At 69.8% G+C, this 24,410-nt stretch carries 21 protein-coding genes; 13 read left to right on the plus strand and 8 right to left on the minus strand.

The features are described 5' to 3' along the window. Nucleotides 1-15: 15 nt before the first annotated feature. From KBY81_RS05935 to KBY81_RS05945, 3 genes are read right to left on the minus strand one after another with little or no spacing between them, the layout of a single operon-like run. A complete protein-coding gene (locus tag KBY81_RS05935) occupies nucleotides 16-951 on the minus strand; it encodes an oxidoreductase (RefSeq protein WP_254975933.1) in 936 nt (311 codons plus the stop codon). A 37-nt stretch (nucleotides 952-988) separates the two neighbouring features. Then, complete coding sequence (locus KBY81_RS05940) at nucleotides 989-1,543, minus strand: DUF4334 domain-containing protein (protein ID WP_254975934.1); 555 nt, start codon at nucleotides 1,541-1,543, stop codon at nucleotides 989-991. Between the two features lie 38 nt (nucleotides 1,544-1,581). Continuing rightward, the gene (locus KBY81_RS05945) at nucleotides 1,582-2,535 is read right to left on the minus strand and encodes a helix-turn-helix domain-containing protein (protein WP_254975935.1); all 954 of its coding nucleotides are present in this window, start codon (nucleotides 2,533-2,535) and stop codon (nucleotides 1,582-1,584) included. A 257-nt stretch (nucleotides 2,536-2,792) separates the two neighbouring features. Here KBY81_RS05945 and KBY81_RS05950 point away from each other — a divergent pair, with 257 nt between their 5' ends. Continuing rightward, nucleotides 2,793-4,424, plus strand: a complete 1,632-nt coding sequence (locus tag KBY81_RS05950) for an autotransporter outer membrane beta-barrel domain-containing protein (protein WP_254975936.1) — start codon at nucleotides 2,793-2,795, stop codon at nucleotides 4,422-4,424. A gap of 71 nt (nucleotides 4,425-4,495) precedes the next feature. After that, entirely contained in the window at nucleotides 4,496-5,893 is a 1,398-nt protein-coding gene (locus tag KBY81_RS05955) for a glutamate decarboxylase (protein ID WP_106222265.1), read from the plus strand. Here the strand turns inward: KBY81_RS05955 and recN are convergent. Next, nucleotides 5,859-7,583, minus strand: coding sequence for a DNA repair protein RecN (gene recN, locus KBY81_RS05960; protein WP_254975937.1), 1,725 nt, complete (start codon nucleotides 7,581-7,583; stop codon nucleotides 5,859-5,861). The genes KBY81_RS05955 and recN overlap by 35 nt on opposite strands. Before the next feature lie 164 nt (nucleotides 7,584-7,747). Between recN and KBY81_RS05965 the strand changes: the two genes are divergently transcribed. The 10 genes from KBY81_RS05965 to KBY81_RS06010 all read left to right on the plus strand — a co-directional run bounded on the left by KBY81_RS05965 (nucleotide 7,748) and on the right by KBY81_RS06010 (nucleotide 21,707). Beyond that, nucleotides 7,748-9,640 (plus strand): AarF/ABC1/UbiB kinase family protein, encoded by a 1,893-nt coding sequence (locus KBY81_RS05965; RefSeq protein ID WP_254972353.1) that lies wholly within the window; start codon nucleotides 7,748-7,750, stop codon nucleotides 9,638-9,640. A gap of 37 nt (nucleotides 9,641-9,677) precedes the next feature. Then, on the plus strand, nucleotides 9,678-10,286 hold the full coding sequence (locus tag KBY81_RS05970) for an alpha/beta hydrolase (RefSeq protein ID WP_254975938.1): 609 nt from the start codon (nucleotides 9,678-9,680) through the stop codon (nucleotides 10,284-10,286). 94 nt (nucleotides 10,287-10,380) lie between these two features. Further along, nucleotides 10,381-11,439: a threonine synthase gene (thrC, locus tag KBY81_RS05975; protein ID WP_106222262.1), complete on the plus strand. Its 1,059-nt coding sequence runs from the start codon at nucleotides 10,381-10,383 to the stop codon at nucleotides 11,437-11,439. 394 nt (nucleotides 11,440-11,833) lie between these two features. Next, nucleotides 11,834-12,991, plus strand: coding sequence for a DNA polymerase III subunit beta (gene dnaN, locus KBY81_RS05980; protein WP_106222261.1), 1,158 nt, complete (start codon nucleotides 11,834-11,836; stop codon nucleotides 12,989-12,991). Between the two features lie 4 nt (nucleotides 12,992-12,995). After that, entirely contained in the window at nucleotides 12,996-13,898 is a 903-nt protein-coding gene (locus KBY81_RS05985) for an RNA methyltransferase (protein ID WP_254975939.1), read from the plus strand. Nucleotides 13,899-13,935: 37 nt separating this feature from the next. Further along, the gene (gene purL / locus KBY81_RS05990) at nucleotides 13,936-16,305 is read left to right on the plus strand and encodes a phosphoribosylformylglycinamidine synthase subunit PurL (RefSeq protein WP_254975940.1); all 2,370 of its coding nucleotides are present in this window, start codon (nucleotides 13,936-13,938) and stop codon (nucleotides 16,303-16,305) included. Next, complete coding sequence (purF, locus tag KBY81_RS05995) at nucleotides 16,305-17,864, plus strand: amidophosphoribosyltransferase (RefSeq protein ID WP_254971991.1); 1,560 nt, start codon at nucleotides 16,305-16,307, stop codon at nucleotides 17,862-17,864. The genes purL and purF overlap by 1 nt, the downstream gene beginning before the upstream one ends. A 20-nt stretch (nucleotides 17,865-17,884) precedes the next feature. Then, nucleotides 17,885-19,000, plus strand: a complete 1,116-nt coding sequence (locus KBY81_RS06000; protein WP_254975941.1) for a glycosyltransferase family 4 protein — start codon at nucleotides 17,885-17,887, stop codon at nucleotides 18,998-19,000. A gap of 141 nt (nucleotides 19,001-19,141) precedes the next feature. After that, nucleotides 19,142-20,755 carry an alkaline phosphatase family protein gene (locus KBY81_RS06005; protein WP_254975942.1) on the plus strand — a complete coding sequence of 538 codons (1,614 nt, stop codon included), beginning with the start codon at nucleotides 19,142-19,144 and terminating at the stop codon, nucleotides 20,753-20,755. A gap of 4 nt (nucleotides 20,756-20,759) precedes the next feature. Then, complete coding sequence (locus KBY81_RS06010; protein ID WP_254975943.1) at nucleotides 20,760-21,707, plus strand: glycosyltransferase; 948 nt, start codon at nucleotides 20,760-20,762, stop codon at nucleotides 21,705-21,707. Nucleotides 21,708-21,755: 48 nt separating this feature from the next. On the opposite strand, the gene KBY81_RS06015 is transcribed toward KBY81_RS06010, so the two are convergent. The 4 genes from KBY81_RS06015 to KBY81_RS06030 are packed head-to-tail and all read right to left on the minus strand — an operon-like array spanning nucleotide 21,756 to nucleotide 24,064. Beyond that, on the minus strand, nucleotides 21,756-22,484 hold the full coding sequence (locus KBY81_RS06015; protein ID WP_254971984.1) for a phytochelatin synthase family protein: 729 nt from the start codon (nucleotides 22,482-22,484) through the stop codon (nucleotides 21,756-21,758). 38 nt (nucleotides 22,485-22,522) lie between these two features. Then, nucleotides 22,523-23,428, minus strand: a complete 906-nt coding sequence (locus KBY81_RS06020) for a GNAT family N-acetyltransferase (RefSeq protein WP_254975944.1) — start codon at nucleotides 23,426-23,428, stop codon at nucleotides 22,523-22,525. Further along, on the minus strand, nucleotides 23,425-23,826 hold the full coding sequence (locus KBY81_RS06025) for a type II toxin-antitoxin system VapC family toxin (protein WP_254975945.1): 402 nt from the start codon (nucleotides 23,824-23,826) through the stop codon (nucleotides 23,425-23,427). The genes KBY81_RS06020 and KBY81_RS06025 overlap by 4 nt, the downstream gene beginning before the upstream one ends. Further along, nucleotides 23,810-24,064, minus strand: a complete 255-nt coding sequence (locus tag KBY81_RS06030) for a type II toxin-antitoxin system Phd/YefM family antitoxin (RefSeq protein WP_254975946.1) — start codon at nucleotides 24,062-24,064, stop codon at nucleotides 23,810-23,812. The genes KBY81_RS06025 and KBY81_RS06030 overlap by 17 nt, the downstream gene beginning before the upstream one ends. Nucleotides 24,065-24,100: 36 nt before the next feature. Here KBY81_RS06030 and KBY81_RS06035 point away from each other — a divergent pair, with 36 nt between their 5' ends. Continuing rightward, a complete protein-coding gene (locus KBY81_RS06035) occupies nucleotides 24,101-24,307 on the plus strand; it encodes a tyrosine-type recombinase/integrase (protein WP_254975947.1) in 207 nt (68 codons plus the stop codon). Nucleotides 24,308-24,410 lie beyond the last annotated feature (103 nt).

Genomic DNA, 24,410 nt, shown 5'->3' on the forward strand with positions numbered 1-24,410 from the left:
GGCCCTGGGACAGGCTCAGGCCAGGGCCGGCAAGGGGGCGGCGGCGGCGCAGAGCTCCAGGCTCACGTCCCAGAGGCGCCGGCACTGGTCGGCATCAAGGGCGGCCGGGGCGATGCGCACCTCCGTGGGCCAGCCCCGCAGGCCGCCCCACTGGTCGGGGCCGTAGTGGCCACCCGGCCTGGCCTCGGGGGCCGTGGCGGCGAACAGCTGGGGCAGGGCCCCCATGGCGGCGCTCTGGAACAGCGGATCCATCAGCCGGTAGGCCAGGGGCTCGATCCAGGAGCCGGTGGCGGCGATCGAGGCGGGCTGGAGGTTGGTGCGGGCGAAGCCGGGGTGGGCCGCCAGCGACAGGACGGGGCCGCCCTGCTCGGCGAGGCGCCGCTGCAGCTCCAGGGCGAACATCACATTGGCCAGCTTGCTCTGGCCGTAGGCCCGCCAGCGGTCGTAGCGGCGCTCGCCCTGGAGATCGTCGAAGGCGATGCGACCGAAGTACTGGGCCCCGGAGGTGACGGTGACCACCCGGGCGCCGGGCCGGTCGCGCAGGAGGGGCAGCAGGGCGAGGGTGAGGGCGACGTGGCCCAGGTGGTTGGTGCCGAACTGGAGCTCGAAACCCTGGCGGGTGAGGGTCCGGGGCGGCGCCATGACGCCGGCGTTGTTGATCAGCAGGTCGAGGCGGCCGTAGCGCTCGGCGACGGTGGCGGCGGCGGCGGCCACGCTGGCCAGATCGGCCAGATCCAGGGGCACCAGGTCGAGGGCGCCGGTGGAGGCTGCGGCGGTGAGCAGCTGCTCGCGGGCCTGCTCCGCCCTGGCGAGGGAACGGCAGGCCAGCAGCACGGTGGCGCCCCGGGCCGCCAGGGCCCGGGCGGTTTCCAGGCCCAGGCCACTGTTGGCCCCGGTGACCAGGGCGATGCGGCCGGACTGGTCAGGGATGTCGGCGACGGTCCAGCGCATGGTGATCAGGAAGCGAGAAGCGTTCGGGGGAGAGCCATCAGCCGGAGACGGCCTTCGCCACTGAAATCGTAACGGAATGTGACGGCTGCGGTCCTTCCCGGCGCAGCAGGAAGAAAAAGGGCGTCTCCATGCCCTTGAGGTCCATCACCCCCAGCACGGTGTCGTCGTCCACCTTGCGGAAGACATCGTTGATGGGGAGGTGGTCGTACTGCATGGTCGCGCTCACCACACCGCGGTAGCGGGTCATCCGCAGCCGGGCCCGGGAGCGGCGGGTGCTGAGCAGGGGCAGCAGCAGCTGGAACAGGCGGCCGGCCAGCGGCGAGGTCGGGATCGGCACGCGCCCGCTGAGGCGCAGCCCGGGCCCCATGGCCCTCGGCTCCAGGCAGGTGCGGCCGCCGCCGAGGCTGCGGAACACCAGCGGATGGACCTCCTCGGCGCTGTCGAAACGCTTCCCATGCCAGTGGAAGGCCTCCAGGGCACCGTCGAGCGGATGACCGGTGGGGACGCTCTCCCCCCTCCAGGCCCCCAGCAGGTCGTCGATCTCCACCGCCGGCAGGGCATCGAAGCGGGCAAAGGCCCCCTCCGTGGTCATCGGGGCTGCGGAGGGCGGACTGATGGCGGGTTCCGGCATCACGGCTCCAGGCTCCGTCGCCGACGGGTGCAGCGCGGCGATTCGCCCCAGCGGATGCGGTAGTCGGCGGCGGTGGCGCCGCAGGCCAGGAGTCCGGCGGCCTGCATCAGCTCGGCGATGCTGCGGTGGTCCTGGCCGGACTCCAGCAGAAGCTGGCGCAGACGGGAGAGGCGCAGGCGCCTGGCCTCCGCCATCGGCGAGCGCCCCAGTTCCTCCTGGAAGCCGTACTGCAGGGTCCGGACCGAGAGGCCCATGGCCCGGCCCAGCTCCTCGATGCGGAAGCGGTGGGCCAGGTGCTCCCGCATCCAGTCGCGGGCCTCAGCCACGGCCTGGCGCCGGCGCCGGGCCGTGATGCGTTCAGGACCCCGTTCACTGTCGAGGGGGTAGCCCCACTGCTGCAGGGCCTCCGCCACGGCCGCGGCGGCATGCTCCGAGCCCCCCAGCTCCCAGGCGGCGGCCCGGGCCAGCTGAAGCCCGGCCGCGATCAGCTGCCGGCTGGCGTGGCCCTGGTCGAGCAGGGGAGAAGGCGCCGTTGCACCCCGGAGACAGGACTCGGGAATCAGGATCGAGAGGCCGGTGATGGCATCGCTGGTGCACCCCCGCATGGCATCCCCGGGGCGGAACAGCAGGGCCATGCCCGGTTCCGCCACCCGCTCGACACCGTTGACCCACTCCTGGGTCAGCCCCTGGAGCGGGATCCAGAGCACCCCGTGGCCGCACTGCTCCCGCTCCAGTTCCAGCCGGCCGCAACCGCGCAGCAGCAGCACCTGGAACTCCTCCACGGCGCCGCAGCGGATCTGGGCCTCAAACGGCGGCGAGCCGGGCAACAGCCGGCTGCGGTGATGGCCAAGGGTGCGGGCCACCAGGCTGTCCCACCGGCCGAACGCCCCGGTGTGCAGAACCGTGTGCAGACCCGGTGCCTCCAGCAGCTGCCGCGGTTGCAGACCGGCCAAGGCGCTGGTGCAGATGACTCCGTTCTACAGCGACCAGCCCAGGGCGTCCCGCTAGCCCATGATGAAACTTGCGTTTTTCTCACATCGGCATCCACATTTAGCCATGAGAAGGAAACAGAACTCCGTTACATTCCTGTCCATCCAGTGTCCTCTCGATAGAGTTTCTCGCGGTGGTTACGGATGTCATGCTCGGCAAGATGCTGGGGATTTCCCCATGGATTGTTCATGGCCTGCTGAGCATCCTTCCGCTGGCCGGCATGGGCTTGCCTGCCAGGGCTGACACCACCACAACCATCGGCGCCAATGGCGTTCAGTATCAGATCGACTTCGATTTCTTCCAGGCACCGGATCTGCCGTCGGGCATCGATCCCAGGGTGAAGAGCACGGCCTGGTGGGGAAGTCAGCCGAACGCCGATGCCGCGGCGGCCCTGCTGCAGTCCCCGCTTGGGGCTGCCTATGGCTACAGGCCCCTTCAGGTGCGCGGCACCTGGGATCTCTGCTACTGGGATGGGGCCAATGCAGGCACACGCTGCATCGGCCGAACGACCGATCTTCTGATCCTCAACTATCAGGCTGTCCCCACATCCCAGAATCCGAACGTCAGCAGCGCCGCCTCCAGCATCCTGGCCAATTCCCCTGGCCCCCAGCAGCCCGCCGCCGCGGGGCTCGGCCAGGGCGTGACCGCCTATGTCGTCACGGGCTCGGCGGGTGTGCCGACGGTGATCGGAGCCACCAGCAATGCCGACTTCAATGGGGTGCTGGCGGCGGTGAACGCGCTTCCCACCCAGGCGGCGGTCAACCAGTCCTTCCAGCAGGTGATCGCCGAGCCCTACGCCAGCCAGGTGTCGATCGGGCTGGAGACCCTGGAGCGCTTCCGCCGGGACGCCCTGGACCTGGCCCTGTCCACCCGGAAGCTGTCCTTCGGCTCCGAGGGTGACAGCCGCCGCTGGGCCCTGATGCTGGAGGCCTCCAACACCCAGGCGTCACTGAGGGGCACCGGCGGCCTGGCCTCGCTGGATTACAGGATCTTCCAGTCCACCTACGGTCTGGAGTACCGGCTCTCCAGCGACTGGCGGGTGGGTGGCGTCTTCGGCTACGGAACCAGCGGGCTTTCCAACTACCAGTTCAGCAACGTCCGCATCGATGCGGACACCTACTCAGGGGCCGTCTATGGCCTCTACTCCCCTGGACCGGCCTGGAAGATTGCCGCCCTGGCCGGGTACAGCAGTTTCCAGAACCGATCCAATCGTCCGATTCAGTTCGGAACGATTGATCGCACCGCCCAGGCGCGCTGGGCCGGCAACGGCCTCACCCTGGCCCTGACGTCGGAATACGACTGGGTTCTGAACCCCGCCAAGCCCGCCGCCGGTGACCGTGACAGCCCACCGGCCCCCCAGCGCGACGCCATCCGGCTCAAGCCGCGGGCTCTCGTGTCCTACGCCAGATACAGCCAGGGTGCCATCAACGAAACCGGCGCCGATTCCCTGAATCTGGCGGTCAACAGTCACACGGCCGATTCGCTCGTGCTGGGCCTCGGGGGAACCCTGGAAGTGCCGATTAGGCTGTCGAAGCAGTCGCGGCTGATTCCACGACTCAGCATCGGTTACGCGTACGACGTGATGGGAAACGCCGACGAGGAGCACCAGCTTACGGCCTCCTTCGCCCAGGTTCCGGAACCCGGATCGCTCACCCTCCTGGGTCAGAACCGCGGCGCCAGTGCCCTGGATGTGGGCCTGAATGTCGAGTACGAAGCGTCAGAAAGCCTGTCGCTGTATGCCGATGTGGGCGGCTCCTTCTGGAGCAACGGCAACGAGATCTCCTATGGCGGTGGTGTGCGGTGGCGGTTCGGGGGAGCGCCTGCCGGCGGGGGCGGCGCCGTTTCCCCCTGAGGGGCGACGCGGGCGGCACGGGCCCAGCGCGCTCCTAGCCTGGACGGGCCAGGTGAGCGCCGGTGCGATCGATGACCCTCCACGACAGAGCGGCAGCCCGGTACTCGCTGGAGGACGACATCTACTCCTCCTCCGATCTCTCGGTCACCCTGCCCAAGAGCCATTTTCCGAGGCAGGAACACAATCCCCGCGCCGTGTTCGCCGCAATCCGCGACGAGCTGATGCTGGATGGCAATTCCCGCCAGAACCTGGCCACCTTCTGCCAGACCTGGGTGGAGGACGAAGTCCATGCCCTGATGGATCTGTGCATCGACAAGAACATCGAGGACAAGGACGAATATCCCCAGACCGCTGAGATCGAAGCCCGCTGCGCCCGCATGGTGGCCGATCTCTGGCATGCCCCCTCGGTCGACGGCGCCATCGGCTGCTCCACCACCGGCTCCAGCGAGGCCGCCATGCTCGGGGGCCTGGCGATGAAGCGCCGCTGGGAGGCCCGGCGCCAGGGGGAGGGGAAACCCAGCCACAGGCCCAATCTGGTGACCGGGCCGGTGCAGATCTGCTGGCACAAGTTCTGCCGCTACTGGGACATCGAGCACCGCGAGATCCCGATGCAGCCCGACCAGCTGATCCTCAGCCCCGAGGCGGCACTGGGCTACTGCGACGAGAACACCATCGGTGTGGTGCCCACCCTGGGGGTCACCTTCACCGGCCAGTACGAACCGGTGGAGGCCCTGGCGGCCGCCCTCGATGACCTGGAGGCCCGCACCGGCCTCGACATCCCCATCCACGTGGATGCCGCCAGCGGCGGCTTCCTGGCCCCCTTCTGCGCCCCCGATCTGGTCTGGGACTTCCGCCTGCCGCGGGTGCGCTCGATCAATGCCTCCGGCCACAAGTTCGGCCTGGCGCCCCTGGGCGTGGGCTGGGTGCTGTGGCGGCAGGCCGCCGATCTTCCGGAGGAGATGGTGTTCTGGGTGAACTACCTGGGCGGCAACATGCGCGATCTCACCCTCAACTTCTCCAGGCCGGGGGGGCAGGTGGTGTGTCAGTACTACAACTTCCTGCGCCTGGGCCGGGAGGGCTACCGCAAGGTGCATGCCGCCTGCTATGCCACGGCCCAGTACCTGGCGGCGGAGATCGGCAGGCTGGGGCCGTTCGAGATCCTGTTCGGCGGCGACGACCAGACGGGCATTCCCGCTCTCACCTGGAGGATCCGGGAGGGAAGCGAGGTGACCTTCAACCTCTACGCCCTCGCCGATCGCCTGCGGGTGCGCGGCTGGCAGGTGCCGGCCTACAGCCTGCCGGCCCACTGCCAGGACATCACGGTGCAACGGATCCTGGTACGCCATGGCGTCAGCCGCGATCTGGCCGATCTGCTGCTGGAGAACATCCGCCAGTCGCTCGACTTCTTCGCCAGCCACCCCGGCCACAACGCCCTCAGCGAAGCGACGGCCTCGGGGTTCCACCACTGATCGCCGCCGCCCCTGACCCCAGCAGGCTGGCCGCATAGCTGTGGGCCTCGCCGGAGTCGCCGCCGGCCAGTTCCGCCAGCTCCGCCTGGCGCTCCTGAGTGTCCCGCAGGTGGGACACCCGCGTGTGGGTGAGGCCGGCCTCGACGCTCTTGCTGACCCGGAAGTGGTGCTGGGCCGCGGCGGCCACCAGGGGCTGGTGGGTGATGCAGAACACCTGGCGCTGCTCGGCGAGGCGCCGCAGCAGCTGGGCCATGGCACCACTGACGCGGCCGCTCACCCCCGCATCGATCTCATCGAACAGCAGGGTGACGTGGGGGTCGGCCGCGGCCAGGCAGGTTTTCAGCGCCAGCAGGAAGCGGCTCATCTCCCCACCCGAGGCCACTTCCGCCAGGGGTGCCGGCGGCTGGCCCGGGTTGGCGGAGAAGAGGAACTGCACCGCATCGGCCCCCTCCTCGCCGGGCTCGGCGGCGCCGAGGGCCACGCTGAAGCGCACATTGGCCAGTCCCATGGGGCGCAGGGCCGCCATCAGCTGGTCCTCCAGCAGGCGGGCGGCGGCGCTGCGGGCCTGGGTGAGGACGGCATTGGCCCGGTCGCGCCGCTGGCGGGCGGCGGCTTCGGCGGCCTCCAGGCCCGCCAGGGCCGCCTCGGCATCCGCCCCGGCCAGCTGGTCGCGCAGTTCGTCGCGCCGGGCCATCAGTTCGGCCAGGGTCTGGCCATGGCGGCGCTCCAGGGCCTTGAGCTGGGCCATGCGCTCCTGCAGCAGGGCCAGGCTGTCGGGATCGCTCTCCAGCAGGGAGCCGTAGCGATCCAGATCCCGGGCCAGATCCTGCAGGCTGGCCAGAGCTTCGGCGCAGGCCCCGTGCAGCGGTGCCACACCGGCGTCGAGGCCGGCCATGGTCTGCAGCTCCTGGTCGCAGGCCGCCAGGTGATCCAGCACCGAGGGGGCCCCCTCGGCCCCCTCCACCAGCCGGCCGATCAGGGTCATCACCCCCTCCTGCAGGCGCACCCCGTGGGCGAGCCGGTCCTGCTCGCCCTGGAGCCGCTGGCGCTCGGCGGGGTCGTCCAGTTCCGCCGCCTCCAGTTCCGCCAGCAGCTCCTCCTGCCGTTCCCGATCCCGGGCGAAGCGCTCCCGGTCGGCACGGGCCCGCGCCAGGGCGTCGGCCTCCCCCTTCCAGAGCTGCCAGGCGGAGCGGGTGGCCTCCAGAAGCGCGGCCAGCTCCTCGCCGGCGAAGCGATCCAGCCAGCGGCGCTGCTGGCCGGGGCGACCCAGCTGCTGGGTCTGGCCCTGCACGGTGAGGTCGAGCAGCAGGGGGCGCAGCTCCAGCACCTGGCTGCGGCTCACCACCACCCCGTTGAGCCGGTGGCGGCTGGTGAGACGGTCGTCCTGCAGGCGCCAGTCGCGGCTGAGCAGGAGCTCATCGTCCTCGGCCTCGAGCTCCTGGCGCTCCAGCCAGTCGCGCACCGGGGCCGCCAGGCTGAAACTGGCCTCGATACGGCCCCGCTCGGCGCCGCGGCGCAGCAGGCGGGCCCCCTGGCTGCCCTGGGCACCGCCGAGCAGGGCGTCGAGGGCATCGAGGAGGATCGACTTGCCGGCGCCGGTCTCGCCGGTGAGCACGGTGAAGCCGGCCGAGAACACCAGCTCCAGGCGCTCGATCAGGGCGATGTTCTCGAGGCGCAGACCCGTGAGCACCCAGGCCTCCGGCGAGCGATCGGTACGTGGCCCGACCGTAGCGGCTGTGACTTTCGTTTAGAAGGGGGTTCCGCCTGCCGGCGCCGCGGCGGTGCCCCCCAGCCATGGTCTCCTCACCCCCCGCCCCCGCCGCGACCCCCGAGCGCCCGGGCGCCACCGTCGAGATGGGCGTTGAGATGGGGGACTTCCTGGAGGCGGCCGGCCTGCTCAGCTACGACCCGGCCGCCATCACCCGCATCTACGCCGGCCACCCGATGCGCCTGGCCCGGCGGGTCTGGCAGACGCTGGTGCCGATCGGCCTCTACCTGCTGGGGGTGGGCGTCGACTGGTTCACCGGCCAGCTGGCCAACCCCGCCCGGGCGCGCGAACGGGCCCGGGAGTGCGCCGAGCTGCTGGTGGCCCTCGGCCCCGCCTTCATCAAGGCGGGCCAGGCCCTCTCCACCCGGCCCGACATCATTCCTCCGGTGCTGCTCGAGGAGCTGGCCCAGCTGCAGGACCAGCTGCCGGGCTTCGACAGCGCCCTGGCCATGGCCTGCATCGAGGAGGACCTCGGCGCTCCGGTGGAGACGATCTTCGCCTCCCTGGAGAAGGAGCCGATCTCCGCCGCCTCCCTCGGCCAGGTGCACCGGGGCGTGCTGATGAGCGGCGAACGGGTGGCGGTGAAGGTGCAGCGCCCCGGCCTGCGGGAGCAGATCACCCTCGACCTCTACATCGTCCGCAACATCGCCGCCTGGCTGAACCGGAATGTGGGGGTGATCAAGAGCGACCTGGTGGGTCTGATCGATGAACTCGGCAAGCGGGTCTTCGAGGAGATGGATTACATCAACGAGGCCACCAACGCCGAGACCTTCGCCCGCCTGCACAGCCACAACCCCCGCATCGCCGTCCCCGCCATCTACCGCCAGGCCACCAGCCGCCGGGTGCTGACGATGGAGTGGATCGACGGCGTCAAGCTCACCAACCTCGACGCGGTCCGGGCCCTGGGGGTCGACCCCGACGACATGGTGGAGGTGGGCGTCAACTGCAGCCTGAAGCAGCTGCTGGAGGATGGTTTCTTCCACGCCGATCCCCACCCCGGCAACCTGCTGGCCCTGCCCGACGGCCGCCTGGCCTACCTGGATTTCGGCATGATGAGCGAGGTGTCCCGGGAGGCGCGCACCGGGCTGATCCAGGCGGTGGTGCACCTGGTGAACCGCAACTTCGGCGCCCTCTCGAAGGATTTCGTGCATCTGGGCTTCCTGGGGGAAGCGGTGGATCTCGAGCCGATCGTGCCGGCCTTCGAGACGGTCTTCGGCCAGGCCCTGGAGATGGGGGTGAGCCGCATGGACTTCAAGGCGGTCACCGACGACCTCTCCGGGGTGATGTACCGCTTCCCCTTCCAGGTGCCGCCGTACTACGCCCTGATCATCCGCTCCCTGGTCACCCTCGAGGGCATCGCCCTGAGCGTCGACCCGGACTTCAAGATCCTCGGCGCCGCCTACCCCTACTTCGCCCGCCGGCTGATGGAGGATCCCGATCCCGACCTGCGGCGCAGCCTGCGGGAGATGCTCTACGACGGCGACGAGTTCCGCTGGCAGCGGCTGGAGAGCCTGGTGGCCAGTGCCTCGCTGCAGAACCAGCTCGACCTCGACGGCCTGCTCGACCAGGTGCTGGATTTCCTCTTCTCCCCCAACGGCGGGCTGCTGCGCCAGCAGCTCGTCGATGCGCTGGTGCAGCAGATGGATGCCCTGGCCTGGAACACCACCCTGCGGCTCGGCCGGCGGCTGCCCACCCGCCTGCTGCCGCCGGGGCTGCGGACCCTGCCGCCCACCCCGGCGGGCCCACCGCTGCTGGATCTGGAGCCGATCCAGGAGCTGCTGGCGATCCTGCGCGACCTGCCCGGCTTCGAGCCATCGCTGCTGCTGAAGCGCCTGCCCCGGGTGCTGGGGGAACCGGATCTGCGCCGCATGGGGCTGCAGGTGGCGAAGGGTCTGGCGGAGCGGGGCGTGGTGCACCTGCTGCGCGATGTGCTGGTGACGCCGGCGGTGCGTCAGGCCGCCGGTGTCTCCGGCGCCTGAGATCCGTAGAGTCAACGGCACCCACAGGGAGACAAGCGTGAACAAGCGGCGAAGGCTCCTGGCCGCTGTCCTGGGTCTGGGACTGTGCTGCGCGACTCCCGCGGCCATGGCCACCGAGAACCTGGTGTTCACCAGCGGGGCCTTCCGGCGCTCGATCCCGGTGGCCGACCTGGAGCACCTGGCCACCACCGGTGAGGCCCGCGGCCTGCTGGCCGACGTGCTGCGGCTCGGCCGCCAGGACCCCAAGCAGGTCAGCAAGCTTCTGAACGAATCGGTGAAGCTGCCGATCGTGCTGATGAGCCGCCTGCTCAACACCCGCATCGGTGAGGCGATCCTGGCCCGCCTGGCCCGGATCCTGTTCCCCCTGCGGGCCCCGGAAGCCGGCGTGCCCGCCCTGCGCTCCGCCATGGTGCTGGGCACCTACGAGGGCAAGGGGTCGCTGTCGGCCATCACCTTTCTGCGGGCCTACCCGACCCGGGAGCTGGAGGTGAGCATCCCGGCCCTGATGGCGCTGGCGTCCAAGGCCTCCTCGATCAGCGAACTGGTGCGCTTCTTCTCCGAGTCGCCGCTGGACGGGCTGCGGGGCAGCGAACCCCAGGCGACCCCGGCGCCGGCACCCGCCACGCCGGCCGCCCCCGCCCCCTGACGCCCCAGACCGGAGCCCTACATTGACGTCAGCCACGCCGCTGTCCCCCGTGCCCCTGCTACGAGCCCTGCGACGCCTGGGCCGGCAGCCCACCATGCAGGACTGGCCGGGACTGATCGAGGCGTACCGCAGCTGGCTGCCCGTGAGTGACGCCACGCCGGTGGTGACCCTGCGGGAGGGGGCCACCCCCCTGATTCCGGCGCCGGTGATCGCCGAACGGGTGGGCCGCGGCGTCAAGGTGTTCCTCAAGTACGACGGCCTCAACCCCACCGGCTCCTTCAAGGACCGGGGCATGACGATGGCCATCAGCAAGGCCAAGGAGGCAGGCTCGGAGGCGGTGATCTGCGCCAGCACCGGCAACACCTCGGCGGCGGCGGCGGCCTACGCGCGCCGGGGCGGGATGCGGGCCTTCGTGCTGATCCCCGACGGCTACGTGGCCCAGGGAAAGTTGGCCCAGGCCCTGCTCTACGGGGCCGAGGTGCTGGCGGTGCAGGGCAACTTCGACCGGGCCCTGGCGATCGTGCGCGACGTGGCCGACCGCTACCCGGTCACCCTGGTCAATTCCCTCAACCCCTACCGGCTGCAGGGCCAGAAGACGGCCGCCTTCGAGGTGGTCGACGCCCTCGGCGAGGCCCCCGACTGGCTCTGCATCCCGGTGGGCAACGCCGGCAACATCAGCGCCTACTGGATGGGCTTCAAGGAGTACCGCCAGGCGGGCCACAGCACGGTGCTGCCGCGGATGATGGGCTTCCAGGCCGCCGGCGCCGCACCGATGGTGCTGGGGCACACGGTGGAGCAGCCCGACACGATCGCCACGGCGATCCGGATCGGCAATCCGGTGAACAAGGAGAACGCCCTCAACGCCCGCCGCGAAAGCAACGGCGACTTCATGGCGGTGACGGACGCCGAGATCATCGAGGCCTACAAGCTGCTGGGCCAGGGGGAAGGGGTGTTCTGCGAGCCCGCCAGCGCCGCCTCGGTGGCCGGCCTGATCAAGCGGCGGGAGGAGGTGCCGGCCGGCGCCACGGTGGTGTGCGTGCTCACCGGCAACGGCCTCAAGGACCCGACGACGGCGATCGAGAACAACGACGCCACCTTCCACACCGGCATCGCCCCCGAAACCGAGACCGTCGCCAAGGTGATGGGCTTCTGATCGCCTGACGCCGCGCTCACGGGCGCTGACGCCGGGCCAACCGTCTGGGGAAATCCTGGGACATTCCCCACCACCGGCCGGGAGAGGGTGGGGAGGGACATCCCCCGTGGCCGGTCCACGGTTTCCCCAGGCCCGGGAATCGGTGGAAAACCCCTCGAAATGGCCCATTTCTGCGCCCCATTCCCCAGCCATCCGCCCAGCAGACACCAGTGGTGCCAAGGGAAGACAGCCTGTTTACCCGTTTTCCCCCGCTCCTACTGCGACGGGCTGTTTTTCTTCTTCTCAATCCTTGATTGATCCTCTGAACAGTCGGGAGACCACCCGTTGCGCTTTGGCGCGCCCTGTGAAACCGTGGGGCCTCACGAACGCCGTGCCGCCCTCGCCGGCCCCCGCCATGAAGCTGGTCTGCTCCCAGGCTGAACTCAGCGCCAGCCTCCAGCTGGTCAGCCGGGCGGTGGCGACCCGCCCCACCCATCCGGTGCTGGCCAACGTGCTGCTCACCGCCGACGCGGGCACCGGCCGCCTCAGCCTCACCGGCTTCGACCTCAGCCTCGGCATCCAGACGAGCCTGCCCGCCGCCGTCGAGACCAGCGGCGCCATCACCCTGCCGGCGAAGATGTTCGGCGAGATCGTGGCCCGCCTGGCCACCGACAGCCCCATCAGCCTCAGCTGCCCCGAGGGCGAGGAGCAGCTGGAGCTGACCAACCTCTCCGGCAGCTACCGGATGCGGGGCATGCCCGCCGACGACTACCCGGACCTGCCCCTGGCCCAGAGCGGCACGCCGATCCGCTTCCACGCCGAGGCCCTGGTGAAGGGCCTGCGGGCCACCCTGTTCGCCAGCAGCCCCGATGAGAACAAGCAGCTGCTGACGGGGGTCCACCTGCGCCTGGACGGCGAAGGCCTGGAGTGCGCCGCCACCGACGGCCACCGCCTGGCGGTGCAGCGCCTCTCTCACGCGGTGGAGGCCACCGACCAGCCGGCCGCCGATGGCGAGGATTTCGCCGTCACCGTGCCGGCCCGATCCCTGCGGGAGCTGGAGCGGATCCTCTCGGGCCGCGGCTCCCAGGAGCCCCTGAGCCTGTTCTGCGAGCGCGGCCAGGTGGTGGTGCTCTCCGCCGACCAGGTGCTCACCAGCCGCAGCCTCGACGGCACCTACCCCAACTACCGCCAGCTGATCCCGGCCTCCTTCCAGCGCCGCATGGTGCTCGACCGCCGCGCCTTCATCGCCGCCCTCGAGCGGGTGGCGGTGCTGGCCGACCAGCACAACAACGTGGTCAAGATCAGCGCCGACCCGGGCGCCGGCACGGCCACGATCCGGGCCGACGCCCAGGACGTGGGCAGCGGCTCGGAATCGCTGGCGGCCACGATCGAGGGGGAGGCGATCGAGATCGCCTTCAACGTCCGCTACCTGCTCGATGGCCTCAAGGCCATGGGCTCCGACCAGGTGGTGCTGCAGTGCAACGCCGCCACCACCCCGGCCGTGCTGGCGCCGGTGGGGGCCGATGAGGCGTTCACCTACCTGGTGATGCCCGTCCAGATCCGCACCAGCTGAGCCCGTGGGTCTTCCCGACCAGCTGCTGCTGAGCGATCTGCTGCGGCGGCAGGTGCGGTGCGATCAGGGCCTCGAGCGGGGCGCCGGGGTGCTGGCCTGGATGCACCCGCCGGTGCACCGGCTGCTGGGCTGGGCCAGCCGGCCCTCGGCCTTCGCCCAGAAGCGGCTCGTCTGGCGGCTGGATCAGCTGCGGGGGCTGGGGGAGCAGGAGGTGTTCGTGAAGGGGGAGCCGGCGGAGACCGACGCCGCCACCCTGGAGCGGCTGCCCACCCTGATCGATGCGGCCCTCACCGGCGCCGATGACGTGCCCCTGGGGCTGGTGGCCGACGCCGCCGTGGAGCTGCGCAGCGGCCGCATCCTGCATTACCTGGTGGCCCGCAGCGACCCGCGGCTGCCGGGCACCAGCCGCTGGCGCCTGAGCCCCGACCGGATCGTCGACCAGCAGCCCGGCCGGGTGTTCACCGCCCTGCGGGGTCTCGACGACCTGCCGGTGGCCCGCGCCAGCGTGCGCCAGCAGCTGCTGCGCCGCTCGCGGCGCTGGAAGGAGCAGGTGCAGGAGGTGGGCGGCCGCGTTGAGGAGCGGCTGGAGGGCTGGCTGGAGGAGCCCCCCTGGCCGGATGCCTTCCGCGAGGAGCGGCCCTGGCCCGACCTGGACCCGGACCCTGCGCGGGAGCGCCGCGACCCCTACGACGATGACCCCGCCGGGGCCGACCCCTATCCCCAGGAGCCCTACGCCGGCGAGCCGGACGAACCCGACCCCCTCGAGGACTGGCCCGAGGAGGAGGAGCCCCAGGCACCGCCCCGGGAGTTCCGGGAGACCCGGGAAGCGCCCCCGGTGGAGCCGGCGCCGCGCCGCGACCGTTACCGGGGCCGGGAGCCCCACGGGGACGACGACCCCTGGATCTGATACTGGAGGGCCGTTGCCGCGCCCCCCGGTGGTTCCTGTGTCGACCCCGTCCTTCTCGGTGCCCGAGGCCCTGCGCAAGGAGGGCCTGAGCCAGGGCGACTACGACGAGATCGTGCGTCGCCTCGGCCGACCCCCCAACCGGGCCGAGCTGGGCATGTTCGGGGTGATGTGGTCGGAGCACTGCTGCTACCGCAACTCCCGCCCCCTGCTGGGCCAGTTCCCCACCAGCGGCCCCCGCATCCTGGTGGGGCCGGGCGAGAACGCGGGTGTGGTCGACCTGGGCGAGGGCCAGCGGCTGGCCTTCAAGATCGAGAGCCACAACCACCCCTCGGCGGTGGAGCCCTTCCAGGGGGCGGCCACCGGGGTGGGGGGCATCCTGCGGGACATCTTCACCATGGGGGCCCGCCCGATCGCCCTGCTCAACGCCCTGCGCTTCGGGCCCCTGGAGGACGAGCGCAACGTGGGCCTGATGGAGGGGGTGGTGGCCGGCATCGCCCACTACGGCAACTGCGTCGGCGTGCCGACGGTGGGCGGGGAGGTGGCGTTCGACCCCAGCTACGGCGGCAACCCGCTGGTGAACGCCATGGCCCTGGGCCTGATGGAGACCGACGACATCGTCTGCTCCGGGGCGGTGGGCGTGGGCAATCCGGTGGTCTACGTGGGCAGCACCACCGGCCGCGACGGCATGGGCGGCGCCAGCTTCGCCAGCGCCGAGCTCACCGAGGCCTCCCTCGACGACCGGCCCGCCGTGCAGGTGGGCGACCCGTTCCTGGAGAAGGGGCTGATCGAGGCCTGCCTGGAGGCCTTCCAGAGCGGCGATGTGGTGGCGGCCCAGGACATGGGCGCCGCCGGCCTCACCTGCAGCTGCTCGGAGATGGCCGCCAAGGGGGGCCTGGGCATCGAACTGGATCTGGACCGGGTGCCGGCGCGGGAGAGCGGCATGAGCGCCTACGAGTTCCTGCTGAGCGAATCCCAGGAGCGGATGCTGTTCGTGGTGGCGGCCGGGCGGGAGGAGCCGCTGATGGAGCGCTTCCGCCGCTGGGGCCTGCAGGCGGCGGTGGTGGGCCGGGTGCTGGAGGAGAACGTGGTGCGGGTGCTGCAGCATGGCGAGGTGGCGGCCGAGGTGCCCGCCAGCGCCTTGGCGGACGACACGCCGATCAACCACCACGAACTGCTGGCCGAACCCCCGGCCGAGATCCAGGCCCACTGGACGTGGAGCGAAGCCCAGCTGCCGGCGGCCTCGAATGCCGGCGGCCTGGAGCTGGCCGACGGAGCGCTGGGCTGGGGCGACGCGCTGCTGCGCCTGCTGGATGACCCCACCATCGCCAGCAAGCGCTGGGTGTACCGCCAGTACGACCACCAGGTGCAGGCCAACACCGTGGTGCTGCCCGGCGGCGCCGATGCGGCAGTGGTGCGGCTGCGGCCCCAGCAGGGGCCCGGGGCCATGGAGGCGGCGACCCGCGGCGTGGCAGCCACGGTGGACTGCCCCAACCGCTGGGTGGCCCTCGATCCGGAGCGGGGCGCGATGGCGGCGGTGGCGGAGGCGGCCCGGAACCTCTCCTGCACGGGCGCCGAACCCCTGGCGGTCACCGACAACCTCAACTTCCCCTCCCCCGACACCGCCACCGGCTACTGGCAGCTGGCGATGGCCTGCCGGGGCCTCTCGGCGGCCTGCAGCGCCCTGGCCACCCCGGTCACCGGCGGCAACGTCTCGCTGTACAACGAGACCCGCCTGCCGGACGGCCGCATGCAGCCCATCCACCCCACCCCGGTGGTGGGCATGGTGGGGCTGGTGCACGACCTGGCCCACGTGACGGGGCTGGCCTGGCGCCAGGCCGGCGATGCCATCTGGCTGCTGGGGGTACCGCTGGATGAGAACGGTGACGAGCGCCTGGGGCTGGGGGGCAGCAGCTACCTGGAGGTGGTGCACGGCCGGCTCACGGGCCGCCCGCCGCTGACGGATCTGGCCCTGGAGGGGCGCGTGCAGGGCTTCCTGCGCCAGGCCATCGCCGCGGGTCTGGTGCGCTCCGCCCACGACCTCTCCGACGGCGGCCTGGCGGTGGCGCTGGCGGAGAGCTGCATCGCCTCCGGCCTGGGGGCCGCAGTGGATCTGCCCGCCGGCGCGGGACGCACCGACCGGCTGCTGTTCGCCGAAGGCGGGGCCCGGGTGCTGGTGAGCGTGGCGCCGGAGCAGGAGGCCGCCTGGCGGGAGGCCCTGGCGGCGGCGTCCGAGGCGGGTGAGCCCGTGCCGGCCGAGCGCCTGGGCACGGTTTCGGCGGATTCCCGCCTGGTGCTGGCCCGGGGCGGCGAGCCCCTGCTGGCGCTGGCGGTGGAGCCGCTGCGCCACACCTACGAGCAGGCGATCCCCGCCCGCCTGGGCAAGGCCGGCCCCCCACCCGACAGGTAATGGGCCAAGATGAAGCCGGTCCTTGGTCTGAACCTCCCGTGCCCTTCGCCGATCACCGCGATGCGCACGCTTCCCTGACCAGCACCGCCGAAGGCCAGGACGACCTCGCCAGTGAGCGCCCCGACAAGCCGGAGGAGGCCTGCGGCGTGTTCGCCGTGCTGGCGTCGGGTCAGGCAGTGGCCAACCTCACCTACTTCGGGCTCTACGCCCTGCAGCACCGCGGCCAGGAGTCGGCGGGCATCGCCGTCTTCGACGATGTGAAGGTGCGGCTGCACAAGGACATGGGCCTGGTGAGCCAGGTGTTCGACCAGGAGGTGCTGGAGCGGATGCCGGGCCAGCTGGCGATCGGCCACAACCGCTATTCCACCACCGGCAGCAGCAAGGTCTGCAATGCCCAGCCCGTGGTGCTGATGACGCGCCTGGGGCCCCTGGCCCTGGCCCACAACGGCAACCTGGTGAATGCGGCGGAGCTGCGGGACTCGCTCGCGCACATGGCTGGAGAGTTCACCTCCACCACCGACTCAGAGCTGATCGCCTTCGCGCTGCAGGAGGCGGTGGATTCCGGCCTGGGCTGGAACGCGGCGATCCGCAAGGCCGCCGGCCGCTGCCGCGGCGCCTTCAGCCTGGTGATCGGCACCCCCGACGGCCTGTTCGCCCTGCGCGACGGCCACGGCATCCGGCCGCTGGTGTTCGGCCTGCTGGGCGAACCGGAGCAGGGCCAGTGGGTGGCCAGCAGCGAGACCTGCGGCCTCGACATCATCGGCGCCAGCTTCGTCGATGACGTGCAGCCCGGCGAGCTGATCCACTTCCGCCAGGCCGATCCGATCCCCGAGCGGCAGCGCTGGTGCGAGGAGCCGCCCAAGCTGTGCGTCTTCGAGATGATCTACTTCGCCCGGCCGGACAGCCGCTTCTTCGGCGAGTCGCTCTACAGCTACCGGGTGCGGATCGGTGAGGTGCTGGCCCGGGAAACGCCCGTGGAGGCCGACATCGTGATTGGCGTGCCCGATTCGGGCATCCCGGCGGCGATTGGTTATTCGCACGTGAGTGGCATCCCCTTCGCCGATGGCCTGATCAAGAACCGCTACGTGGGCCGCACCTTCATCCAGCCCACCCAGGCGATGCGGGAGGCGGGCATCCGCGTGAAGCTCAACCCCCTGCCCGATGTGCTCTTCGGCAAGCGGGTGGTGGTGATCGACGACTCCATCGTGCGCGGCACCACCAGCCGCAAGCTGGTGCAGGCCCTGCGGGATGCCGGTGCCACCGAGGTGCACATGCGGATCAGCTCACCGCCCGTCACCCACCCCTGCTTCTACGGCATCGACACCGACACCCAGGACCACCTGATCGCCGCCCGGCTGACGCTGGAGGAGATCGAGCGGCACCTGGGGGTGGATTCGCTGGCCTACCTCACCAAGGGCGGCATGGTGGAGGCGGCCCAGGCCCACTCGAGCCATTTCTGCACCGCCTGCTTCGACGGCCAGTACCCGATCGAGATGGATGACGAGGTGCGCAACAGCAAGCTGATGCTCGAGCCCACCGGCCTGGCGGCGCGGGTGTAGGCCCGGCGGCCGGCCCCAGCATGCGCATCGCCTTTCTCGATTCCTGGCTGCAGGACGTGGCCGAGGGCAGCGGCACGGCGGCGGCGATCGGCGGCCTGGCGGGTGCCCTGGTCGCCCGGGGCCACACGGTGGAGCGGCTGGTGCCCGAGGGGGCCTGGCCGCGGAATCTGCTGCTGCGCCGCCTCTGGTTCAACCTCACCCTGCCCCGGCGCCTGGCGGCCGCCGAGGGCCGCTACGACCTGGTGGTGGGCTTCGACATCGATGGCTTCCGGGTGGCGCACCGCTGCCCGGTGCCCTACGTGTGCTGCATCAAGGGGGTGCTGGCGGAGGAGTCGCGCTGCGAGAGCGGCTGGCCCCGGCTGATGCTCTGGGGTCTGTCGCGGCTGGAGCGCCTCAACGCCCGCCGGGCACCCCTGGTGCTCTCCACCAGCCGCTACTGCTGCGAGCGCATCGAAGCCCACTACGGCGTGCCGGCCGAGCGGCTGCGACTCGTGCCGGAGGGCATCGACACCGGGCTCTGGAATCCCGCGGCTGAAGACCCTGCCGCCCTGGCCGTCCTGGATGGGGCCCGCGAGCCCCACACGGTGCTGTGCGTGGCGCGCCAGTACCCCCGCAAGCGGGTGGCCGATCTGATCACGGCGTTCGCGGCCGTGCACCAGCGGCTGCCGACGGCCCGGCTGGTGGTGATCGGCGACGGGCCGGAGCACGGGGCCCTGCGGGAGCTGGTGGAGCGGCTGGAGCTGGGGGCGGTGGTGCAGCTGCTGGGGGCCCTGCCCGACGACGGTGCGGTGCGGGACTGGTACCGCCGCAGCGCGGTGTTCTGCCTGCCGTCGATCCAGGAGGGCTTCGGCATCGTGTTCCTCGAGGCGATGGCCAGTGGGCTGCCGGTGGTGAGCACCACGGCCACGGCGATCCCCGAGGTGGTGCCCCACGGCCGGGCCGGGCTGCTGGTGCCGCCGCGGGATCCGGCGGCCCTGGCCGAGGCTCTTCTCAAGCTGCTCACCGATGCCGAACTGCAGGCCCGCTGCCGCGCCTACGGCCGCGGGCACGTGGCGCCCTTCCGCTGGGACCGGGTGGCGGAACGGTTCCTGGAGGCGGTTGACCCTGCGCTGGTGCCCACACGGGAGCCACGCTGATCCGGCTGCCGGAATGCATGTTCGCCCCATGGTTTCCTGATCGCAGGAAACCAGTGCAACGGGGCCCAGCACGTTGAAGCCATCCTGTCCAGCCCTAGGCTGGCCTCAACGCTTCACGTGGACGTTCGCCTCTGATCTGCCGTGGCCAGCCCCACCCGGATTCTGTTCATTGGCATCGATTCGGCAGATAAAGATCTGATCCTGCAGTGGTCGTCCATGGGCCTGCTGCCGACCTTTTCACACTTGCTGGAACAATCGGCCTGGGGTGTCACCACCACGCCTGTCGGCTTCTATGTGGGCGCCGTGTGGCCGTCGTTCGCCACAGGTGTCTCAGCTGCCCGCCATGGCCGCTACAACTTCAGCCAGCTACGAACTGGAACCTATGAAACCTACCGCCACAACAGCTTTGATCTTGAGGGTGAGCGGTTCTGGGATGTTCTGAGTTCAGCAGGCAAACGGGTGGCCATCATCGATGTCCCCCTGACGCCCCCGTCGGAGCGGCTCAATGGCATGCAGATCACGGACTGGGGCGTGCACAAAGCCAACAAGCAGGATGTCTTCCACGCCTACCCTGTCAGGTTGGCCTCCGAGGTGGAAGCTGAGTTTGGAAAGAATCCGATTCCCCGGTGCAACGACATCGAACGAACGCCCGAGGGCTTCCAGCAGTTCGTGGAGGCCATGATCGCGCGAACCAATTCCAAGGAAAAACTCTCGACCAAGTATTTACGACAGGGACCTTGGGATCTGTTTCTCACCGTCTTCACCGAGCCCCATTGTGTGGGCCATCAATGCTGGCATCTCCATGATTCCAGGCATGCTGATCATGATCCGCTCCTGGCTGCGTCGCTTGGAGATCCCCTGCTGGCGGGCTACAGGGCGCTGGATGCTTCCATCGGACGCCTGATTTCGGAAGTGGACAAGGACAGCTACGTCTTTGTCTACAGCAGTCATGGCATGGGTCCGCAGGATGGGGTGAATTCCTTCCTGGAGCGCATCCTCCTGCGTCTGGATCACCACGATGCAGCCAAGCGGCCCACACCAGCATCTTCGAGCCTGGCTGATCGCCTTGCCAGGAAGCTTCGGACCTATGCAAGAAGCCCCGAGCTGCTGTGGTGGCGATTCAGAAAGTTCCTGGACCCAGGCCTGGAGTTTCCCGTGCCCGACTTCGCGGCAGTGACGCTTCATGTGGAGGACCGCCGGTACTTCATGCTGAGCAACAACGACGCCTGTGGAGCGATCCGCATCAATGTGGTTGGCAGAGAGCCGCGGGGAAAGGTGTCAATGGGTGAGCAGTATGAGCAGGTCTGCCAGCAGCTGGTGCAGGATCTGAAGGCGATTGTTTATGTTGAAACAGGGGAGCCTGTGGTGAAGGAGGTCCTGCGCACCTCCCACCATTACCAGGGCCATCACCTCGCCGATCTCCCGGATCTGATCGTGGAGTGGAATCGAAAGGAGTCCCCGCGTTCGATTGAGTCCGCGAAGATCGGTCGGCTCCACAATGCCTATTCCGGTGTCCGTACCGGAGATCACAAGCCGGAAGGCATTGTCTTTGTGACGGGGCCGGGAGTGTCATCGGGAGCCATCAGTCAACCCATCTCAGCCCTCGATTTCGCACCTACCTTGGCGCGCCTGCTGAATGTCCATTGGCCTGGGGCCGAGGGAGCCTGCATGCCGTGCATCCAGAAGGCGATCACAGCCTCAGCTCTGGAGCCATTGGACTCCAGACAAGAGGGTCAGCAAACCAGAAACACGTAGACGAATGGCTGATATCGATGTCACTGTCATTCTGCCCACATACAATCGCGCCCACAAGCTGAATGAGGCACTGCAATCTGTTTGTGCTCAAACGTATGACGGCACCGTGGAAATCATCGTTGTTGATGATTGTTCGCAGGACGATACCGTCAACTTTGTTCAGCAGAACTATCCGGATGTGCGACTGATCAGCCTGAACACCAACGTTGGCCATGGTGCCGCACGAAATCATGGCCTTCGCGTTGCCCGGGGGCAATACATTGCTTTTCTTGATTCCGATGATCTCTGGAGACCGGACTACTTGAAGGTTCAGATCTCATCGCTGCAGAGGCAGCCAGGCCATTCGATGGCCCTCAGCGGCGTGGAGGTGCGCTGGAACGGTCAATCGGAGTTTGATTCCCAGACCCCTGATCTGGATCGCTACATGTCGCCGATGCATCAAACGTTGCTCATCGGCAGGCATTTTCTGCGCTCCGGTCCCTCGGCCCTGCTGCTCTGCCGTCGTGTCTTTGACGACGTCGGTCTCTTCGAGGAGCGTCACCGGGTTGGCGGTGACATTGATCTGTATCTGCGTTGCCTGGGAGCCGGATTCACCACGGTCTTCACCGAGCTGCCCCTCGTGATCAAGAATGAGGGATCGGCTGATCAGCTGACCAGTCCCAGGAATCTTCGGCTCAGGGAACGAAGTGTGATGTCCCGCGTGGAAGGCTTTTACTCACGCTATGGCGCAGCGATGCGGGATCTTGTTCCACCGATCCGTAGGGTCCATGGAACCAATCAGCTTAGATTCGCCGCATCTTACTTCAACAACAATGATCTTTTCCATGGGCTCCGGTGCTGCCTGTTGGCCGCCTTGAATGGCTATCCGCTTCGGGCGCTTTCCAAAGGGACGAGCCAGATCTCCAGAAGACTTTCGCGTCGTTGGAACAGTCTTTTTTCTTCCAGTTCCTGAGCCTTTTCTCGATGTCGTGGGCGCCGATCTGACGTCTCCTGATCGGGATCACGCGCCGGATGTTCGTCGGATCGTGACCAGGCCGCGGCTGCGGCCCGAGGTGGAATCAAGGGTGCGGATGGCGCGCCAGAGGTCGGCGACGGGGACCCACACCGAGGGGTAGCGATAGCGGGCCACATCGAGGATCAGCACCCGGTCGGAGGGGGCGTGGAAGGCGGCCAGCGGGGCGATGTGGCCGCCGCCGGCCTGGCCGAGGGAGGGGCGCAGGTAGTTGGCCAGCAGGCGGTCGCCGGGCTGGCTGAGGTTGGCGCGCAGCAGGGTGCGGAACTGCTCCAGGCTGAGCTGGTCGCCGTGGATCGCTTCGGCCGCCACCCCGTGGGCCGCCAGCAGGCCGGCCAGCTCGGCCAGGGTCATGCCCTGGCGCCGCACCACCTCGGCGCTCACCACCGTGCGGCCGGCGGGCACCTCGAAGACGTTCTCCTGGGTCCAGAAGCGGTAACGCCCGTAACCCGGCACGGCGGGGGCGGGCACGGCCAGGCTGTTGAGCACCATGGCGGCACTGGCCACACCGCAGTAGGCGAGGTTGGCCTGGGTGAGGAACTGCTCGGCCAGGGGGCCGTAGTCGGCCCGCTCGCCGCTGGCCACCAGCAGGTCCATGCCCGCCGGCTCCATCAGGGGGATCGGCGCGGCCCGCAGGCGCCCGGCCGCCAGCGGGGCCGCCAGGGCCAGCGACAGCAGCACCAGGCCGGGGAGTGGGGTGGTGGGGCGCGACGCCATGGCACCGAAGGTAGGGGAGCCATCGCGGTGCTGGGTGCTCAGCCGAGCTCCAGGCAGGCCAGCCCGTACACGTCCGCCAGCGACACCGCCGGCGGCACGCCCCTGTACATGCGCAGGGTGCGGGAGACGGGGGCGAACCCGAGCGACGCCAGCAGCGGGGCGGCGGCGGCATTGGCGCCGGGGGCATCGATCAGCACCGTGCCGGGATGGCGCTGCAGCAGGCCCTCCAGCAGGGCCCGGGCGGCGGCAGGGCTGTCGGCCACCAGGGGCCCAACGCGCCAGCCCTCGCCATCGGCCAACAGGCAGGGCCGCACCCGCCCGAAGCCGTGGCAGGCGCCGCCGCGATCCACCAGGGCCAGCACCGTGCCGGCCGGATGCCGCAGCCACTGGCGCAGGAAGTGGGGGCGGGGCGAGGGTTCCCGCTCGGCATCGAAGCGCTGGACAGCCGTCGCCGGGATGGCACCGCCCTCCAGCAGGCACCAGGGGGGCTCCGGGGCGGCGGCCGGCGGGGCTGCGCCGCTGTCGTCGACGAGCCGCTGCCAGCGGGTGGTGGGGGAGGCGGGCGCGAAGCCCCAGCCGGCGTAGTCGTCGATCCGGTCCGGGGCGGCCTCGAGGCCGATGCAGGGCACGTCGGCCAGGTGCTGGAGTGCGTGGCGCCACAGCTGCACCCCGTAGCCCCGGCCCCGCTGGGCGGGCACCACCAGGAACAGGCCGATGAAGCCGTAGGAGGCGTTGTAGCGGACCCCGGCGATGCACCCCACCGGCTCGTCGCCGAGCCAGCCCACCCAGAGCCCCTGGCGGTCGGTCTGGCGGTAGATGGCCACATCGCCCACGCCCGGCGCGAAGCCCTCCTGGCGGGCCCAGCCGGTGATGGTGGCGATGTCGGCGCTCTGCAGGGGGCGGATCGTGAGGGGGGAGGGGCGGCTCCGGTCGGGGGTGCTCACCAGATCGTCTCCAGCTCCGGAATGGCGCGGAGCTTCTCGTCGGCGCTGATCAGGGGCCGCCGGCCCTGCAGGGCCGTGGCGGCGATGAGGCGACCGGCCTGGTCAACACCTCGTAAATGGGGGCCCCGGGAGAGCAGGGCGATCTCGGCGGTGATCGGCAGCACCTCCAGCCGCAATGCTTCAAGTAGCCGGCGCAGGTAGAGGGCCGGGGGTACGGCTTCCGGGAGGGTCAGCCGCCCGCGTTCGTGCAGCAGGGCCAGCTCCCAAAGGCTGATGTCGGCGATGGCCAGCTGGCCCTGGGCGCGTCCCTGCGCCAGTGCCTTCGCGGCGCGTCGGGACAGCCGGGCGGGCTCATGGGCCCAGAACAACAGGACATGGGTGTCACAGATGGTCAGCATCACCCGCGCCTTCGAGATCGGCGTCGCCATCGGCGATCGAGGTGATGACATCCCCCAGCGTGACGCTGCCGCCCAGCCCTTCCAGCCAGCGGCGGGCCTCCTCGGCCGGGTCCTGTTCCGGCTCGATGCGGGCAATCACCCGGCCGTGGGAGGTGACCTGAATGGCTTCCCCGGCCTGAACCCGTTTGAGCCAGGACGGCAGGTTCTGGCGCAGGTGGGTGACGGAGACGCGCGCCATGGTGGGCGTCTGTACATGAGGTCTGTACAGATTAGGGTGCGCCAGCTGCATCAGGTTGATCTGGCGGCGGCCAGTTGCCACACCTTCCGCCACTCCTTTGCGACCCACCTGCTGGAACGGGGGCAGGACATCCGCACGATCCAGGAGCTGCTGGGACACCAGGACGTGAGCACCACCCTGATCTACACCCATGTGTTGAACCGGGGGCCGCTCGGTGTCTGCAGCCCAGCAGACATGATGTAGCCATAGCTACATGTGGTTATCGGACCCGTGAACCACGGCCAATGACTTGGCCCTTCCAACTAAGATCTCTGCGCAGGAAAGGATTCTCGACTGATGCTTCACT

It is taken from the genome of Cyanobium sp. Lug-B (assembly GCF_024345635.1).
GTDB lineage: Bacteria > Cyanobacteriota > Cyanobacteriia > PCC-6307 > Cyanobiaceae > Cyanobium > Cyanobium minutissimum.